This is a genomic window from Pseudomonas sp. DF11, from assembly GCF_058148565.1.
In genome coordinates, this window is record NZ_JBYVYN010000004.1 from 63,134 (window position 1) to 78,787 (window position 15,654).

The following is a 15,654-nucleotide window of genomic DNA, read 5'->3' on the forward strand; positions in this document are numbered from 1 at the left end:
GCTGGGCGACCACACGAATCCCAAGGTTTTGTTGGGTTATACTCGCGCCCCTCTTTACTTCCTGCCCGCTTTCGGAGCCCGCATGACCCAGGATCAACTCAAACAGGCCGTGGCCCAGGCCGCTGTCGACCTCATCCTCCCGAAACTGGATGACAAGAGCATCGTCGGAGTCGGCACCGGCTCCACGGCCAACTGCTTCATCGACGCGCTGGCTCGCCACAAGGGCGCGTTCGATGGCGCGGTCGCCAGCTCCGAAGCCACCGCCGCGCGCCTCAAGGGCCACGGGATCCCGGTGTATGAGCTCAACACCGTGAGCGACCTGGAGTTTTATATCGACGGCGCCGACGAAAGCGACGCGCACCTGAACCTGATCAAGGGCGGTGGCGCGGCCCTGACGCGCGAGAAGATCGTCGCGGCCGTGGCCAAGACCTTCATCTGCATCGCCGACGCCAGCAAACTCGTACCCGTGCTCGGTGCGTTCCCGTTGCCGGTGGAAGTCATCCCGATGGCTCGCAGTCATGTGGCCCGCGAACTGGTGAAACTGGGCGGTGATCCGGTGTATCGCGAAGGCGTGCTGACCGATAACGGCAATATCATCCTGGACGTGCACAACTTGCAGATCACCAACCCGGTGGAACTGGAAAGCCAGATCAACGCCATCGTCGGTGTGGTCACCAACGGTTTGTTCGCTGCTCGTCCGGCGGATGTGCTGTTGTTGGGAACCGCTGAAGGGGTGAAGACCCTGCGGGCTGAGTAAGTCGACGAAATAACCTGCTCTTTTTGAGTGAAGTATTCCCTGTGGGAGCGAGCCTGCTCGCGATAGCGGTTTATCCGACACATCAATGTTGGCTGACACACCGTTATCGCGAGCAGGCTCGCTCCCACATTGGGTTGTTGTGGTGTTTCAGGGCGAGTGCATCAAGGCTGCGGCTTCTTGAACACGTAGAACAGATTCGGTTCGCTCACCACATACAGGTTTCCGTCGTCGTCCATGGCCAGGCCTTCGGCCTGCGGCACGGTTTTTTGCAGGCCCTGGCGGCCTTTGCTCAACGACAGCGTGCTCAACGGCCGGCCGTCTATATCCAGCTCGATAATCAACCGCGACTCATCGGACAGCGCCAGCAAATGGCCGCTGCGCTCGTCGTATTGCAGGCTTGAAAGATCGCGCACGAACAGCCCGGCATCGCGCTTGGGGTTGTTGATTACATGGACCGCGTAGGACTTTTCCGGATTGTGGTGGGGAAACCCATGCACTTCATAAATCAGCATCGGGTCGCGTTCCTTGGCCACGAACAGCCGTTTGCCCACCGAATCGTAGGCCAGCCCTTCGAAGCCTTTGTTGCCGCTCATGTGCACGCCGAGGGTCATCTGCTCGGCGTCGGCGGCGTCGAGGAATTGGGTGTCGTCCTCCAGGTGAATCTTGATCAGACGCTGCTGGCGCTCGTCGGAGACGACGTAGGTGTCTTCACTGATGAACTCCACCGCTTCCGGATCACCAAAGCCGACCAGGGCGATGCGCCGCAGGATCTTGCCATCGAGTGACAGCTCGATCAGCTCGGAATTCTGGTTGGTCACGGTGAACAGGCTTTTGCGTACCGGATCGAACGTCAGCGCCGAAACGTCATCGTTTAGGCCCTCGATTACCTGTGCCTCGATTGTGACCCGGTACTGGTCCAGAGCGATAGCCTGTTCGCTGGTGGTTTTCCAGAGGGTGTTGAGGTTGAACCAGGCGCGTTCGAACAGGCGCAGGTGCTGGCCGACCGCGATCAGGAAGAACAGCGCCAGGGTCAGCAGTATCAGGAACAGGGGTTTGGGGCGGGCGAGTCGACGCATGTTGGGGTGGGCTCGGATAAGAACAGGTGGGTGGAAATACCACGGCTGCCTGAACTGAAGCTTAATGGCTGTGTGCCACACCCTACAACGAATGAGGATTTATCCTACAGAGTTAGTGCTATCAGCGCTGTTTCTCGAAACGATAGAACAGATTCGGTTCGCTGACCATGTACAGATTGCCGGCCTCATCGATGGTGACGCCTTCGGCGCGAGGGATGGTGTCTTTCAAGCCGTTGAAGCTGCCCAGCAAGGTCATGAAGCTGACTTGCTCGCCTTTTTCATCCAGTTCCAGCAGCAGATGGGAGTCGGCCGAAAGCACCAGCATGTGACCGGTGCGCGGGTCGATCGCCAGTGCCGAGAGGTTGCGCAAGTCCAGTTCATTGCTGACGTGGATCTGCTTGTCGCCCTTGAGCAATTGGCTGCCATCGCTTTTCCAGGTGAACAGTGCTGGCGGGCGTTCCTCCCCGAGCACCAGTTGCTGGTTACGCGGATCCCAGACAATCGCTTCGAACCCTTTGTTCTGGTTCGCTGATGCACCCAGGTCGTATTGAGGGAAGTCAGTACTGTTCAGCTCGCGGGTGTTGGCATCCACCTGGACGATCGACAGCGTGTGATTACGCTCGTCGGTAATCGCCAGCAGACCATTGGTCATGTAGGTCACGCCTTCGGGGTTGTTCCAGCCCACCAAAGGCATCTTGCGCAGCACATCGCCTTGCAGGGTCAGCTCCACCAGGAACGGGTTCTTGCCCATGACGGCGAACAGGGTCTTGGTCTGCGGGTTGTAGGTCACATCGGACGCCTCGTCCTTCTCCATGCCCGGTAGTGGCTTGGCGTCGATCACGGCGCGGTAGTCCGGCAGCCAGATGCTCTCCTGGCGCTGGGCCGGGCTCTGGAAGTGTTCCGATAGCCAAAGCAGGCCGCGGTCGTCCCAATGCATCGCAAACGCCAGGCCATAGGCGGCAGCCAGCGCCAGCAGCGACCAGGCGTACCAGGGCAGGGCGAAGCGGGAGCGGTGGGCAGGTTTGGCGGCAGACAGTGCTTGGGTTTTGGCCATCGGGGAATGCGTTCCAGAAAATTCGGCTAAGTGAATGGCTGGCTCAGATGCCGCATTCCCCGGAATTATCCGGATGGCATGTGAAAAAAACGGTAAAACGTCGGTCTTCAGGAAAAAGCCAGATACCTGTGGGAGCGGGCTTGCTCGCGAATGCGGTGTATCAGACACATGAAGGTCGACTGATACACCGCATTCGCGAGCAAGCCCGCTCCCACATTTGATCTATAGAGGTTACAAAACCGAGTTAACGAACGCTGCTTTCGAAGCGGCTCGCCCCCGGCAGTTCCAGTACCAATTCATCCCCTGCATTCAGCGGCCCGACGCCCGCCGGGGTGCCGGTGAGGATCACGTCGCCGGCCTGGAGCGAGAAGCACCCGGCCATGTGCTGGATCATTGGCACGATAGGGTTGAGCATCAGGCTGCTGTTGCCATCCTGGCGCACTTCACCGTTGATGGTCAGGCGAACGGGGATGTCGGTCAGGTCGGCGAAGGTGCCGCTCGCCACGAACGGTGCGATCACCGCCGCGCCGTCGAAGGATTTGGCGATTTCCCACGGCAGGCCCTTGGCCTTGAGCTCGGCCTGCTTGTCTCGCAGGGTCAGGTCCAGGGCCGGGGCGAAGCCGGAGATGGCGTCCAGCACTTCCTCGGCGCTCGGGCGGGGCGACAGCGGCTTGCCGATCAGCACGGCGATTTCCGCTTCGTAGTGCACCGAGCCACGGTCGGCAGGAATGCTGAAACCGCCCTCCAGTGGCACCACGCAACTGCCCGGCTTGATGAACAGCAAGGGTTCGGTGGGCACCGGGTTGTCCAATTCCTTGGCATGTTCGGCGTAGTTGCGGCCAATGCACACCACTTTCCCTACCGGAAAATGGATACGTGTACCGTCGACATACTGGTGCTGATAGCTCATTACCGACTCCTGGTTCGTTGATTCAAACAGCGAAGATCTTGCCCGGGTTCATGATGCCGTTCGGGTCGAATACAGCCTTCACGGCTTTCATGTACTCGATTTCCACTGGCGAACGACTATAGGTCAGGTAGTCGCGCTTGGTCATGCCCACGCCATGTTCGGCGGAAATCGAGCCGTTATATTTCTCGACGGTTTCAAAGACCCATTTGTTCACGGTCGCGCACTTGGCGAAGAACTCGTCCTTGCTCAGGTTTTCCGGCTTGAGGATGTTCAGGTGCAGGTTGCCGTCGCCGATGTGGCCGAACCAGACGATTTCGAAGTCCGGGTAGTGTTCGCCGACGATCGCGTCGATTTCCCGCAAGAAACCCGGGACCTTGGAGACGGTCACCGAGATGTCGTTCTTGTATGGCGTCCAGTGCGAGATGGTCTCGGAGATGTACTCGCGCAGTTTCCACAGGTTCTGCAGTTGGGTTTCGCTCTGGCTCATCACACCGTCCAGCACCCAGCCTTGCTCCACGCAGTGTTCGAAGGTTTCCAGGGCGTGGTTGGCGACTTCTTCGGTGGTGGCTTCGAACTCCAGCAGGGCGTAGAACGGGCACTCGGTTTCGAACGGTGTTGGCACGTCGCCGCGACCCAGGACCTTGGCCAGGGCCTTGTCGGAGAAAAACTCGAAGGCGGTCAGGTCCAGCTTGCCCTGGAAAGCGTGCAGCACCGGCATGATCGAATCGAAGTCCGGCGTGCCGAGCACCATGGCGGTGAGGTTTTTCGGCGCGCGGTCCAGGCGCATGGTGGCCTCGACCACGAAGCCCAGGGTGCCCTCGGCACCGATGAACAGCTGCCGCAAGTCGTAGCCGGTGGCGTTCTTGATCAGGTCCTTGTTCAGTTCCAGCAGGTCACCCTTGCCGGTGACGACCTTCATGCCCGCCACCCAGTTACGGGTCATGCCGTAGCGAATGACCTTGATTCCGCCGGCATTGGTGCCGATATTGCCACCAATCTGGCTGGAACCGGCCGAGGCAAAGTCCACCGGATAGTACAGGCCGTGTTCTTCGGCCTTGTTCTGCAATTGTTCGGTGACCACGCCTGGCTGGCAGACGGCGGTACGGTCGGTGAGGTTCACATCGAGAATCTGGTTCATGTAGTCGAATGACACGACCACTTCGCCGTTGGCCGCCACGGCTGCGGCGGAAAGCCCGGTACGTCCGCCCGATGGCACCAGCGCGACCTTGTGCGCATTGGCCCAGCGCACGATGGCCTGGACCTGCTCGGTGGTCTTGGGGAAGACGATGGCGCTCGGCGCCGGGGCGAAATGCTTGGTCCAATCCTTGCCGTAAGCGTTCAGGGAGTCGGCATCGGTCAGGACCTTGCCAGGCTCAACCAGGGTCTTCAGCTCATCTATCAGGGCAGGATTGGTCATCGACAGAACTCTCGAACAATTCATGGTCATCCTGAGAACGCTTCACGTCGCAGGAATGAGTGTTTAGCGGGGTGCATATGCTAGCATACCGACCCCGCAGCGTAGTGCCCAACGGCTGTTCTGCGGCGACGGCTGTCACGCCGGTCGGGCCAGCATGCGCTGTCCGATTCCCTGCCATTTTTCTCCGGGACACAGGTTTACGCAGATGAGCAAGACTTCTCTCGATAAGAGCAAGATCAAGTTCCTTCTTCTCGAAGGCGTCCACCAATCGGCTGTCGACGTCCTCAAGTCGGCGGGCTACACCAGCATCGAGTACATCACCAGTTCTCTGCCGGAAGCCCAGCTCAAGGAAAAGATCGCCGATGCTCACTTCATCGGCATTCGCTCCCGTACGCAATTGACCGAAGAGATCTTCGACCACGCCAAGAAACTGGTGGCGGTCGGCTGCTTCTGCATCGGCACCAACCAGGTTGACCTCAACGCGGCGCGTGAGCGCGGTATCGCAGTGTTCAACGCGCCGTACTCCAACACCCGTTCCGTTGCCGAACTGGTGCTGGCCGAAGCGATCCTGTTGCTGCGCGGCATCCCTGAGAAGAACGCTTCCTGCCACCGCGGTGGCTGGATCAAGAGCGCGGCCAACTCCTTCGAAATTCGCGGCAAGAAGCTGGGGATCGTTGGCTACGGCTCGATCGGCACCCAGTTGTCGGTACTGGCGGAAGGCCTGGGCATGCAGGTGTTCTTCTACGACACCGTGACCAAGCTGCCGCTGGGTAACGCCACCCAGGTCAATGACCTGCACGAACTGCTGGGCATGTCCGACATCGTGACCCTTCACGTGCCGGAAACCGCTGCTACCCAGTGGATGATCGGCGAGAAGGAAATCCGCGCCATCAAGAAGGGCGGGATCCTGATCAACGCCGCGCGTGGCACCGTGGTCAAGCTCGACGCCCTGGCTGAAGCGATCAAGGACAAGCACCTGATCGGCGCCGCCATCGACGTGTTCCCGGTGGAGCCACGCTCCAACGACGACATCTTCGAAAGCCCGCTGCGTGGCCTGGACAACGTGATCCTGACTCCGCACATCGGCGGTTCCACCGCTGAAGCCCAGGCCAATATCGGCCTGGAAGTGGCGGAAAAACTGGTCAAGTACAGCGACAACGGTACTTCGGTATCGTCGGTGAACTTCCCGGAAGTGGCCCTGCCGGCTCACCCTGGCAAGCATCGCCTGTTGCACATCCACGAGAACATCCCGGGTGTGATGAGCGAGATCAACAAGGTCTTCGCCGAAAACGGCATCAACATTTCCGGTCAGTTCCTGCAGACCAACGAGAAAGTCGGCTACGTCGTGATCGACGTCGACGCCGAATACTCGGACCTGGCGCAAGAGAAGCTGCAGCACATCAACGGCACCATTCGTTGCCGCGTGTTGTTCTAACAGAGCGGTCGCTGAAAAAAACGGGAGCCTCGAAAGGGCTCCCGTTTTTTTATATGACCTGTGGGAGCGAGCCTGCTCGCGATAGCGGCGTGTCAGCCAACATTAATGTGTCGGATAGACCGCTATCGCGAGCAGGCTCGCTCCCACAGGGGGGACGCATTTTTTCAGTGAGTGCTGTTACTTCACGTTCACCGTGATTTTCTTGGACACGATCGACGGATCGAACGGCATATGGCCGCTATCGCCCAGGATTAACTGCAGGGTGTGTTTGCCTGGGGTCAGTTTGATGTCGGCCTGGGTTTGTGCCTTGCCGAAGTGCATGTGGTTGGCATCGGTGGGAATGGGCGCGCCCGCTGCCGGCAGTTTGTCCACATCGATCAGCAAATGATGGTGCCCGGTATTTTTGGTCACATCACCGGCCGGAGCCAGGGCGATATTCTTGACGCCGAACTTGACCGTGAATGCCTGAGGGACGGTGGCGCCGTCTTCCGGGGAAACGATGAACACTTCAGCGCCTTTGGGCGCCGGGGTCGCGGCGGTTGCCAGCACGCAAGTACCCAGTAACAGGCCAGCCAACGCAGCACGAGACATAAAGCTTTTCATTTTTTTCTCCAGTTTTTCCATGAAATCCGCCTGGCCATGACAACTTCATGACCAATCGTTGTCGAAGCCTGCAACAACCATAGCAAAGCGAGCCTGAAACGAGCGTCGCTTGTATAAATTACAAAGGAGTGACCATGCGTTTTCTGCCTGGCCTGATCTGCCTGCTTCCCCTTTTGAGCCCTCTGGCTCATGCCGAACTGATCGATGACATCAATGACCGTGGCGAACTGCGCATTGCCCTCGAGGCCAATACCGCACCCTTCAACTTCAAGGAAGACGGCAAACTCACCGGTTTCGAAGTGGAACTGGGCGAAATGCTTGCCAATGAGCTCGATGTACGTCCCGACTTCGTGGTCACCGATGCCGCGGATCTGCTGACCGGCGTGGAGAGCGGCAAGTACGACGTTGCCATCAACCACATAGCAATGACCCCGGAACTGGCGGAACGTTTCGACACCAGCGCCGTTTACAGCCATCCGGATGCACAACTGCTGGCGAGCAAGGACGAATCGCCACGTCCGCTGGTCATGGCGCAATCGTTCCAGCCGCAGGAAAAGAGCGAGCCGGCGCCGAACCTGGTGATTCCGTTCCAGAAGGGTAATCCGGCGTTCAAGGCCAGCCTGGACAACGCCCTGGCGCGCATCAAGGATGACGGGAGGTTGGAGCAGTTGTCGCAGAAGTGGTTGAAAAAACAGGAGTGAAGCTGCCAGGCGATGAGGCCAAACCATCGAGTTTCATGGATTGTTGCACCGCTATCGCGAGCAAGCTCGCTATGGCGTCCTCAAATCCTAAGCAGGTTTACGCCAGACACTCGCCAACCAAGGCTGCTGCTCCCGTGGCAGCCCCGCCGGTCGATAGTAATGCTCCAGTTCCACGAAACCTGCATCGCCAAGCAGCGTGCGCCAGGCCGCGAGGTCGTGGTAGGCGCCGAAGCGTTGGCCGTTCCAGCCTTCCTGGTTTTCACCCCGAGGGTTTGAGCTGAACAGCACGCCGCCGGGCTTGAGCGTGGCGTGCAATTGCTTGAGCACCCGAGGCAGTTCCTGGACCGGCACATGAAACAGCACCGCATTGGCGAAAATCCCGTCAAAGCGGCCGGCCGGCAGGTCGAGCTCCAGGAAGTCCTGTTGCCACACTTCACAGCCGCTGTCCTGGCGCGCCATCCGGGCAAATTCTTCTGAACCGTCGAGGCCGACCGCGACATGGCCCAGGCTGGTGAACGTGCGCAAATCACGCCCCGGACCGCAGCCGAAGTCCAGGATGTGCAGCGGTGCCTGGCCCTGGATATGGCGCAGCAAGGCGTCGATGTTCTGGCTTACATCGTGGTCGCGGGTACCTTCGCGAAAACTCTCCGCGACCGCGTTGTAATGGCCCAGGGTCGTGGCGGTGATGGTGTGCAGGTCGTCGGCGGTGTGTTTCATGGTCGCGGGCTTGGGTGGGGAGTGTCAGCTGACTATACCGCAAGCCCCCTGATCTGCCTGTGGGAGCAAAGCTTGCTCGCGACTGCAGTCGTCCAGTTGGTATCCATGTTGGATGGAATACTGCTATCGCGAGCAAGCTTTGCTCCCACAGGTCAACTGCTCCCATAGATCAGCGTTTGTTCAGACCGCGCGCCAGGCGGTCGCCGCCCAGTTGAATCACCGCCACCAGGGCCACCAGCAACACGATCACCGTGAGCATGATCTGGCTGTCGAAACGCTGGTAGCCATAGCGGTAGGCGATGTCGCCCAGGCCGCCGGCGCCAATCGCTCCGGCCATGGCCGAAGAGTTGATCATGGTCACCAGGGTGATGGTGAAGCCGCCGACGATACCCGGCAGGGCTTCGGGCAGCAGCACATGCCAGACGATGTGCCAACGGCGGCAACCCATGGCTTGGGCGGCTTCGATCAAGCCATGATCGACCTCCCGCAGGCTGACTTCGGCGATGCGGGCGAAGAACGGCGTGGCGGCGATGGTCAGCGGCACGACTGCCGCCCAGACACCATAGGTGGTGCCGACGATCAGCCGGGTGAAGGGGATCAACGCCACCATCAGAATCAGGAACGGTATCGAACGAAACAGATTCACGAACGCACCCAGGACACGATTCAAGGCTGGCGCTTCATAGATCCCGCCCTTGCCGCTGGTGACCAGGATCACCGCCAGCGGAATGCCCGCCAGCAGCGCGATCAGCGACGACACGCCGACCATCAGGAACGTGTCGATGAAACCCTGCAACAACCGATCAAACCACATAGCCCAGCACCTCCACTCGTTGCGCCCAATTGCCCGCACGTTGACGCAATTCCTCGGCGCCCCACGACGAACCGCTCACCGCCAGCAGCAATTGCCCCAGCCCGTGGCCCTGAATGCGCTCGATGCCGCCGTGCAGCAGCCGCACCCGGCCACCGAGGGCGCTGAATAGAGCGGCGAGATCCGCTTCATCGCGGCCTGCGCCGGTGAATTGCAGGCGCAGCACGGTAGCGGCATCCGCCGACGCTGGCTGTGCTTGCAGGCGGCTTTGCAGTTCCTCCGGTATGGCGTGTTGCAGGGGCGCCAGCAGCGTCCGGCTGACCTCGTGCTGCGGGTTGCCAAACACTTCCCAGACCGGCCCCTGCTCGACGATCCGCCCCTGCTCGAGCACCACTACCCGGTCGCAGACTTCGCGAATCACCGCCATTTCATGGGTGATCAATACGATGGTCAGGCCCAAGCGCTGGTTGATCTCGCGTAGCAGGCCGAGGATCGATTGGGTGGTCTCCGGGTCCAGGGCCGAGGTGGCTTCGTCGCACAACAGGATCTGCGGGTCATGCACCAGCGCCCGGGCAATCCCGACCCGCTGCTTCTGTCCGCCGGAGAGTTGCGCCGGGTAGGCCTTGTGCTTGCCTTGCAGGCCGACCAGTTCCAGCAGCTCGCGGACCTTGCGCTGGCGTTGTTCCTTGGGCACGCCGGCCACTTTCAACGGTAGCTCGACGTTCTGCCACACGGTCTTGGCCGACATCAGGTTGAAGTGCTGGAAGATCATGCCGATGCGTCGACGCAGCTCCACCAGACGATCTTCATCGAACTCGCCGATGTCTATCTGATCGATCAACACCCGGCCACTGGTGGGTTGTTCGAGCCGGTTGATGGTGCGGATCAGCGAGGACTTGCCGGCACCGCTGCGGCCGATGATGCCGAATACTTCGCCACGCTGGATCGCCAGGTCGATGCCTTGCAGTGCGGCCACCGGCCCTTGGGCGCCGTTGTAGGTCTTGCCCAGGCCGATGAAGCGCACGTGGGCGCGGTTCAGCTCTGGATGCAGTTCAGTCTGTTCGGCGCTATGGGGCGGGGGGGCTTCATGTCGGAGTCGCGCGTTGACGGCGTTCATGGTCAGCCTTCCCAGCCGGCTTGGTAGAGCTTGCCGTGGGCCTTGTCCAGGGCGGCGCGCACGGCGGGCGAGTGCTGATAGATATCGACGAACTTGGCCAGCCGCGGGTCGTTCTTGCTCTTGGGCTGGATCACGAACTGGATCACGTATTCCTTGTGATCGAGGCCATCGAACAGCAAGGCCGACGTGGCATCGAAGGTTTTTGCCAAACGGATGTAGGCCGGGTAGCCCTGTACCAGGTCGGCGTCCTCATAAGCGCGCACCAGTTGCACGGCCTCGACCTGGAGGATCTTGAGTTTCTTCGGGTTGGCGACGATGTCGTCTTCGGTGGCCTTGTAGCCGACACCGGGCTTGAGCGTGATCAGCCCAGCCTTGGCCAGCAGTTGCAGGCCGCGCCCGCTGTTGATCGGATCGTTGGCAATGGCCACGCTCGCGCCTTCGGGCAACTCATCGAAGCTTTTGTATTTTTTCGAATAGAGGCCGACGTTGTTGATGATCCCCGGGGCAAAGGGCACCAGATCGAACCCGGCGGCGGCCTTGGCGTTTTCCAGGAACGGGATGTGCTGGAAGTAATTCACGTCGATGTCGCCGGAAGCCAGGCTGACGTTGGGCGCGATCCAGTCGCTGAACTCCACCAACTCGACCTTCAGGCCTTGCTTGCCGGCTTCTTCCACGGCGGCTTCCAGGGGAATGGCGAACGCGGCGGTGGTGCCGATTTTCAACGGTGCGTCGGCAGCGAACAGCGCCGAGCTGAACAGGCCGAGGGCCAGGGCCAGTGCTTTGACTGGCAGGGTCAGGAGTTGCTTGGTCATGTCGGATATTCCAGTCATTTTAGGGGGGCGGTGCATATTTTTGTGGCGAGGGGATTTATCCCCGCTGGGCTGCGTAGCAGCCCCAAAGCAGTCAAATCCATCTACCTGACACACCGTCGGATCTCGGGGCCGCTTCGCGCCCCAACGGGGATAAATCCCCTCGCCACAAGGGCTCTACACAGGGTTAGTGCCGGTAGGTCGAACCGGTGTGTTGTTCGGGTAGATGGGCCTGGGCGTGAAACAGCTTTTCACGCAAGGTGCCGTTGTCGTATTCGGTCTTGTACGAACCGCGTCGCTGCAGCTCGGGAATCACCAGGTCGATGAAGTCCACATAGCTTTGCGGCGTGACAATGCGGGTCAGGTTGAAACCATCGAGGCCGGTTTCGGCGATCCATGACTCCAGTTCGTCGGCCACCTGCTCGGGCGAACCCACCACGGTGATGTAGCGACCACCGAGGGCGTGTTGCTCCAATAATTTGCGCCGGGTCCAATCGTTGTTCTGCAGGGTCTTGGTGGCGGATTGGATGGCGTTGCTCTTGACGTACTGGATCGGTTCGTCCAGTTCGTACTGGGAAAAGTCGATGCCCGTCGACGCGGAAAAATGTGCCACGCCGGCCTCGGCGCTGGCGTAGCCCAGGTACTCGGCATGCTTGGCCCAGGCGGCTGCTTCGGTCTGGCCGACAATCACGTTAAGACCCATGAACACCTTGATGTCCTCGGGGTTGCGCCCGGCTTCGACGGCGCTGGCGCGGACCTTGTCCACCTGGACCTTGGTCGCCGGTTTGTTCTGGCCGCTGATGAACACGCACTCGGCATGTCGCCCGGCGAACAGCAGGCCGCGCTCGGAACTGCCGGCCTGGAACAGTACCGGCGTGCGCTGGGGCGACGGCTCGCACAAGTGATAACCCTCGACCTGATAGAACTCGCCCTGGTGCCGGACCTTGTGCACTTTCTCCGGCTGGGCATAGATCCGCTGCTCGCGGTCGTTGAGTACGGCGTCGCTTTCCCAACTGCCTTCCCACAATTTGTAGAGCACTTGCAGGTATTCGTCGGCCTGGTCGTAGCGGCGGTCATGCTCGACCTGGGCGGTCAGGCCCATGGCTTTGGCGGCGCTGTCCAGGTAACCGGTGACAATGTTCCAGCCGACCCGGCCGCGACTCAGGTGGTCGAGGGTGCTCATGCGGCGGGCGAACAGGTACGGCGGTTCGTAAGTCAGGTTGGCGGTGAGGCCGAAACCGAGGTTTTTCGTCACGGCGGCCATGGCCGAGACCAGCAGCAACGGGTCGTTGACCGGCAGTTGGATCGACTCCTTCAGCGTGACGTCCACCGACTGTTGGTACACGTCGTAGACCCCGACGATATCGGCGATGAACAGCCCGTCGAACAACCCGCGCTCGAGCAACTGCGCCAGAGCGGTCCAGTATTCGATCGTGTTGAACTGGGTCGAGGTGTCCTGGGGATGGGTCCACAGGCCGTGATTGATGTGCCCGATGCAGTTCATGTTGAACGCGTTGAGCAGGATTTTTTTCTTGCCGTGGGCCATCAAATGGTCCCCCGCAGCGGCGGTTTTTCATCGTTGAGATAAAAATTGCCCACCGCGTGGTATTTCCAGCGCACCGGGTCATGCAGGGTGTGCACCCGGGCGTTGCGCCAGTGGCGATCCAGGCCATGTTCGGCCAGGGTCGCCTGGCTGCCGGCCAGTTCGAACAGCGTGCTGCCAGCGGCGAGGGAAATCTCGGTGCTGATGGCCCGGGCTTCGGCCACGGCAATCGAGGCGGCGGCGACTGTGTCGGCCTGGGTGTCGGCCTGGGCCCGGTCGAGAAACTCACCGGCTCGCTCCAGCAGGGCTTCGGCGGCGTGCAGGCGGATGCTCAGTTGACCGAAGCTCTTGAGCGTGTGCGGGTCTTCGGTGGCGATGTCGCTGGTAGCGTCGATCCATGGGCGGGTTTTGTTGCGGACAAAGTACAGGGCGTCTTCATAGGCGGCGCGGGCGATGCCGGTGTCGATGGCAGCGTGAAGAATCTGCGCCAGGGGGCCCACCGGTGTCGGGCGCTCGAAGGCGCTCTGGAACGGCACGATGTCTTCGGCGGCGACGTGGACGTCTTCGAACACCACCGAGCCGCTGCCCGTGGTGCGCTGGCCGAACCCCGTCCAGTCGTCGATTACCGTCAGGCCTTTGCTGTCGCGAGGGACAAACGCCAGTTGTTGCACGCCGTTTTCATCCACCACCGAGGTGGGGATGCGCTGGGCGTAGATTGCCCCCGTGGCGTAGAACTTGCGGCCGTTGATGCGATAACCCTCGCCGTCGCGGCGCAGTTGAGTGATGCGGTCGTGGGCGGTCTTGGTACCGAGCTCCGCCAACGCATTGCCAAAGCGTTGGCCGGCCAGTACTTCGGCATACAGGCGTTGTTTTTGCGCTTCGCTGCCGTTTACCCGTAGCACTTCCAGGGCGTAGAAATGATTTTGTGGAATCTGCCCGAGAGAGCCGTCAGCCTGAGAGATCAAGGCAATCACTTTGGCCAGGGTGACGTTGGACACACCGGCGCCGCCGTAGGCCTTGGGCACACTGATGCCCCACAGGCCGGAGCGGGAGAACGCCTCCAGTTCCGGGTGCGGCAAGCGACGCTCGCGGTCGCGCAGGGCGCTGTCGCGCTTGAAGTCATCGGCCAGGTCGCTGGCCACGATCAGGGCTTGTTCATCGCTGGTGATCACCGCGACGTGTTGAGAAAACGTCATGTACTGCTCCAGAGGTCGGGTCGTCAGATCCAGGAATGCCGGGCCGGCAGAGTGCCGTTCAGGTGGTAGGCGCCTACGGCGTGATACTTCCAGCGCACCGGGTCGTGCAGGGTGTGCACCCGGGCGTTGCGCCAGTGGCGGTCGAGGTTGAATTCGGCGAGGGTGGCGCGACTGCCGGCCAGCTCGAACAGTTTTTCGCTGGCTTGCAGGGCGATCTCGGTGGTGAGCACCTTGGCCTCGGCCACTGCAATCGAGGCGCGAGCAGCCGATTGCGCGGTGATGGGCGCGGCGCTGACCTGGTCCAGCACTTGTCCGGCCTTGCGCAGTAGCGCTTCGGCGGCGTGCAATTCGATTTTCAGCTTGCCGATGTCGGCGATCACGTAAAGGTCGTCACTGGCGCGGTCGACCTTGGCGTCGATCCATGGCCGGGCGCGTTCACGCACGAAGGCGATGGCATCGTCGATGGCGCCACGGGCGATGCCTGCATCGATGGCGGCCTGGATCAGTTGGGAAATCGCGCCTTGCACGCCAGGCGTTTCGTTGATGCGCCAGTTGTCCAGGACCAACTCGGCATCTACCCGCACATTGTTCAGCAGCACGGTGCCGCTGGCGGTGGTGCGCTGGCCGAACCCCGACCAATCGTCGACGATCCGCAGGCCCGGAGTGCCGCGCCGCACGAACGCCAATACTTGGCGCCCCTCGTCATTCAGCGCCTTGACCGCCACCCAATGGGCAAACAGTGCACCGGTGGAATAGAACTTCTGGCCATTGATGACGAAGCCGTCACCGTCGGCAGTGATCCGTGCCTTCAGCTCAAGGGTATTGCGAACACCTCGTTCCGGCCCGGCGTTGCCGATGCGCCAGCCTTCGAGGACGCTCTGCAGAAGAATTTTTTTCTGCCGTTCGGTGCCTGTGCCGAGAATCAGCTGGAGCACGCCGAACTGGTTCTGTGGAATCTGTCCGAGGGCCGGATCGGCAGCGGAGATGATTGCGAATACATCGGCCAGGGTGACGAACGAGACCTGGGGACCGCCGTACGCCCGGGGAACGGCGATGCTACCCAGTCCGCTGCGGGTGAATTGCTCGATTTCTGCCCAGGGCAGCTTGCGTTGCTGGTCACGCCGCGCGGCTTGCTGGCGGGCGACCTGGGCCAACTCATGAGCGGCCTTGATGGCCTCGGCATCGTTGCGCAGTACTTGTGCAGGCAACAACAGCGGCGCGATGTCCTGGTCGCTCTGGACCTTTGCTTGGGCCAAATCCGACATTACAGCCACTCCGTGGCTGCGGGCAGTGCCGGGGCGTACTGCACTGGGGTGATTGTGTTCCGTACCATTACCCACCTCACATCTTTAGAAACGCCGCGATGAATGCGGCGAGCGAAAATCAAGAATGTCCGGTGGTCCGGTCTATATACCCTAAGCGTGTATAAATTATTTTTGAACTAACTTTTAGGAATATCAATAGAGGGCTTTTGCCAAGTGATGTTGTGATGAGGGGATAAATCCCCT

15 protein-coding genes are annotated in these 15,654 nt (G+C 60.8%); 3 read left to right on the top strand and 12 right to left on the bottom strand.

Features of this window, described 5'->3' with window-relative positions; all coding sequences use genetic code 11:
- The first annotated feature begins 82 nt into the window (after positions 1-82).
- The gene (gene rpiA / locus AC30D9_RS13800) at positions 83-757 is read left to right on the top strand and encodes a ribose-5-phosphate isomerase RpiA (protein WP_307573340.1); all 675 of its coding nucleotides are present in this window, start codon (positions 83-85) and stop codon (positions 755-757) included.
- A gap of 161 nt (positions 758-918) precedes the next feature.
- On the opposite strand, the gene AC30D9_RS13805 is transcribed toward rpiA, so the two are convergent.
- The 4 genes from AC30D9_RS13805 to AC30D9_RS13820 form a co-directional block, all read right to left on the bottom strand.
- Positions 919-1,833: an SdiA-regulated domain-containing protein gene (locus AC30D9_RS13805; protein WP_490144222.1), complete on the bottom strand. Its 915-nt coding sequence runs from the start codon at positions 1,831-1,833 to the stop codon at positions 919-921.
- A 121-nt stretch (positions 1,834-1,954) separates the two neighbouring features.
- Positions 1,955-2,887 (bottom strand): SdiA-regulated domain-containing protein, encoded by a 933-nt coding sequence (locus tag AC30D9_RS13810; RefSeq protein ID WP_490144223.1) that lies wholly within the window; start codon positions 2,885-2,887, stop codon positions 1,955-1,957.
- Positions 2,888-3,131: 244 nt separating this feature from the next.
- The gene (locus tag AC30D9_RS13815; protein WP_490144224.1) at positions 3,132-3,797 is read right to left on the bottom strand and encodes a fumarylacetoacetate hydrolase family protein; all 666 of its coding nucleotides are present in this window, start codon (positions 3,795-3,797) and stop codon (positions 3,132-3,134) included.
- 22 nt (positions 3,798-3,819) lie between these two features.
- Positions 3,820-5,214, bottom strand: coding sequence for an FAD-binding oxidoreductase (locus AC30D9_RS13820; RefSeq protein ID WP_109751896.1), 1,395 nt, complete (start codon positions 5,212-5,214; stop codon positions 3,820-3,822).
- A 205-nt stretch (positions 5,215-5,419) separates the two neighbouring features.
- On the opposite strand from AC30D9_RS13820, the gene serA reads away from it, so the two are divergent.
- Positions 5,420-6,649 carry a phosphoglycerate dehydrogenase gene (gene serA / locus AC30D9_RS13825; RefSeq protein WP_025211258.1) on the top strand — a complete coding sequence of 410 codons (1,230 nt, stop codon included), beginning with the start codon at positions 5,420-5,422 and terminating at the stop codon, positions 6,647-6,649.
- Positions 6,650-6,826: 177 nt separating this feature from the next.
- On the opposite strand, the gene AC30D9_RS13830 is transcribed toward serA, so the two are convergent.
- Positions 6,827-7,252, bottom strand: coding sequence for a DUF4399 domain-containing protein (locus tag AC30D9_RS13830; RefSeq protein ID WP_134922392.1), 426 nt, complete (start codon positions 7,250-7,252; stop codon positions 6,827-6,829).
- 134 nt (positions 7,253-7,386) lie between these two features.
- On the opposite strand from AC30D9_RS13830, the gene AC30D9_RS13835 reads away from it, so the two are divergent.
- The gene (locus tag AC30D9_RS13835) at positions 7,387-7,953 is read left to right on the top strand and encodes a transporter substrate-binding domain-containing protein (protein WP_134922393.1); all 567 of its coding nucleotides are present in this window, start codon (positions 7,387-7,389) and stop codon (positions 7,951-7,953) included.
- Positions 7,954-8,040: 87 nt separating this feature from the next.
- Here the strand turns inward: AC30D9_RS13835 and AC30D9_RS13840 are convergent, their stop codons facing one another.
- The 7 genes from AC30D9_RS13840 to AC30D9_RS13870 all read right to left on the bottom strand — a co-directional run bounded on the left by AC30D9_RS13840 (position 8,041) and on the right by AC30D9_RS13870 (position 15,411).
- Entirely contained in the window at positions 8,041-8,670 is a 630-nt protein-coding gene (locus AC30D9_RS13840) for a class I SAM-dependent methyltransferase (RefSeq protein WP_490144225.1), read from the bottom strand.
- A gap of 169 nt (positions 8,671-8,839) precedes the next feature.
- Complete coding sequence (locus tag AC30D9_RS13845) at positions 8,840-9,484, bottom strand: methionine ABC transporter permease (protein WP_490144226.1); 645 nt, start codon at positions 9,482-9,484, stop codon at positions 8,840-8,842.
- Positions 9,474-10,598 carry a methionine ABC transporter ATP-binding protein gene (locus AC30D9_RS13850; RefSeq protein ID WP_490144227.1) on the bottom strand — a complete coding sequence of 375 codons (1,125 nt, stop codon included), beginning with the start codon at positions 10,596-10,598 and terminating at the stop codon, positions 9,474-9,476. The genes AC30D9_RS13845 and AC30D9_RS13850 overlap by 11 nt, the downstream gene beginning before the upstream one ends.
- Positions 10,599-10,600: 2 nt before the next feature.
- Positions 10,601-11,410: a MetQ/NlpA family ABC transporter substrate-binding protein gene (locus AC30D9_RS13855; protein WP_134922396.1), complete on the bottom strand. Its 810-nt coding sequence runs from the start codon at positions 11,408-11,410 to the stop codon at positions 10,601-10,603.
- Between the two features lie 184 nt (positions 11,411-11,594).
- Entirely contained in the window at positions 11,595-12,953 is a 1,359-nt protein-coding gene (locus tag AC30D9_RS13860) for an LLM class flavin-dependent oxidoreductase (RefSeq protein WP_490144228.1), read from the bottom strand.
- Positions 12,953-14,146: an SfnB family sulfur acquisition oxidoreductase gene (locus AC30D9_RS13865; RefSeq protein WP_116833932.1), complete on the bottom strand. Its 1,194-nt coding sequence runs from the start codon at positions 14,144-14,146 to the stop codon at positions 12,953-12,955. Before AC30D9_RS13865 ends, AC30D9_RS13860 begins: the two co-directional genes overlap by 1 nt.
- A gap of 23 nt (positions 14,147-14,169) precedes the next feature.
- Positions 14,170-15,411: an SfnB family sulfur acquisition oxidoreductase gene (locus tag AC30D9_RS13870; protein WP_490144229.1), complete on the bottom strand. Its 1,242-nt coding sequence runs from the start codon at positions 15,409-15,411 to the stop codon at positions 14,170-14,172.
- Positions 15,412-15,654: the final 243 nt, after the last annotated feature.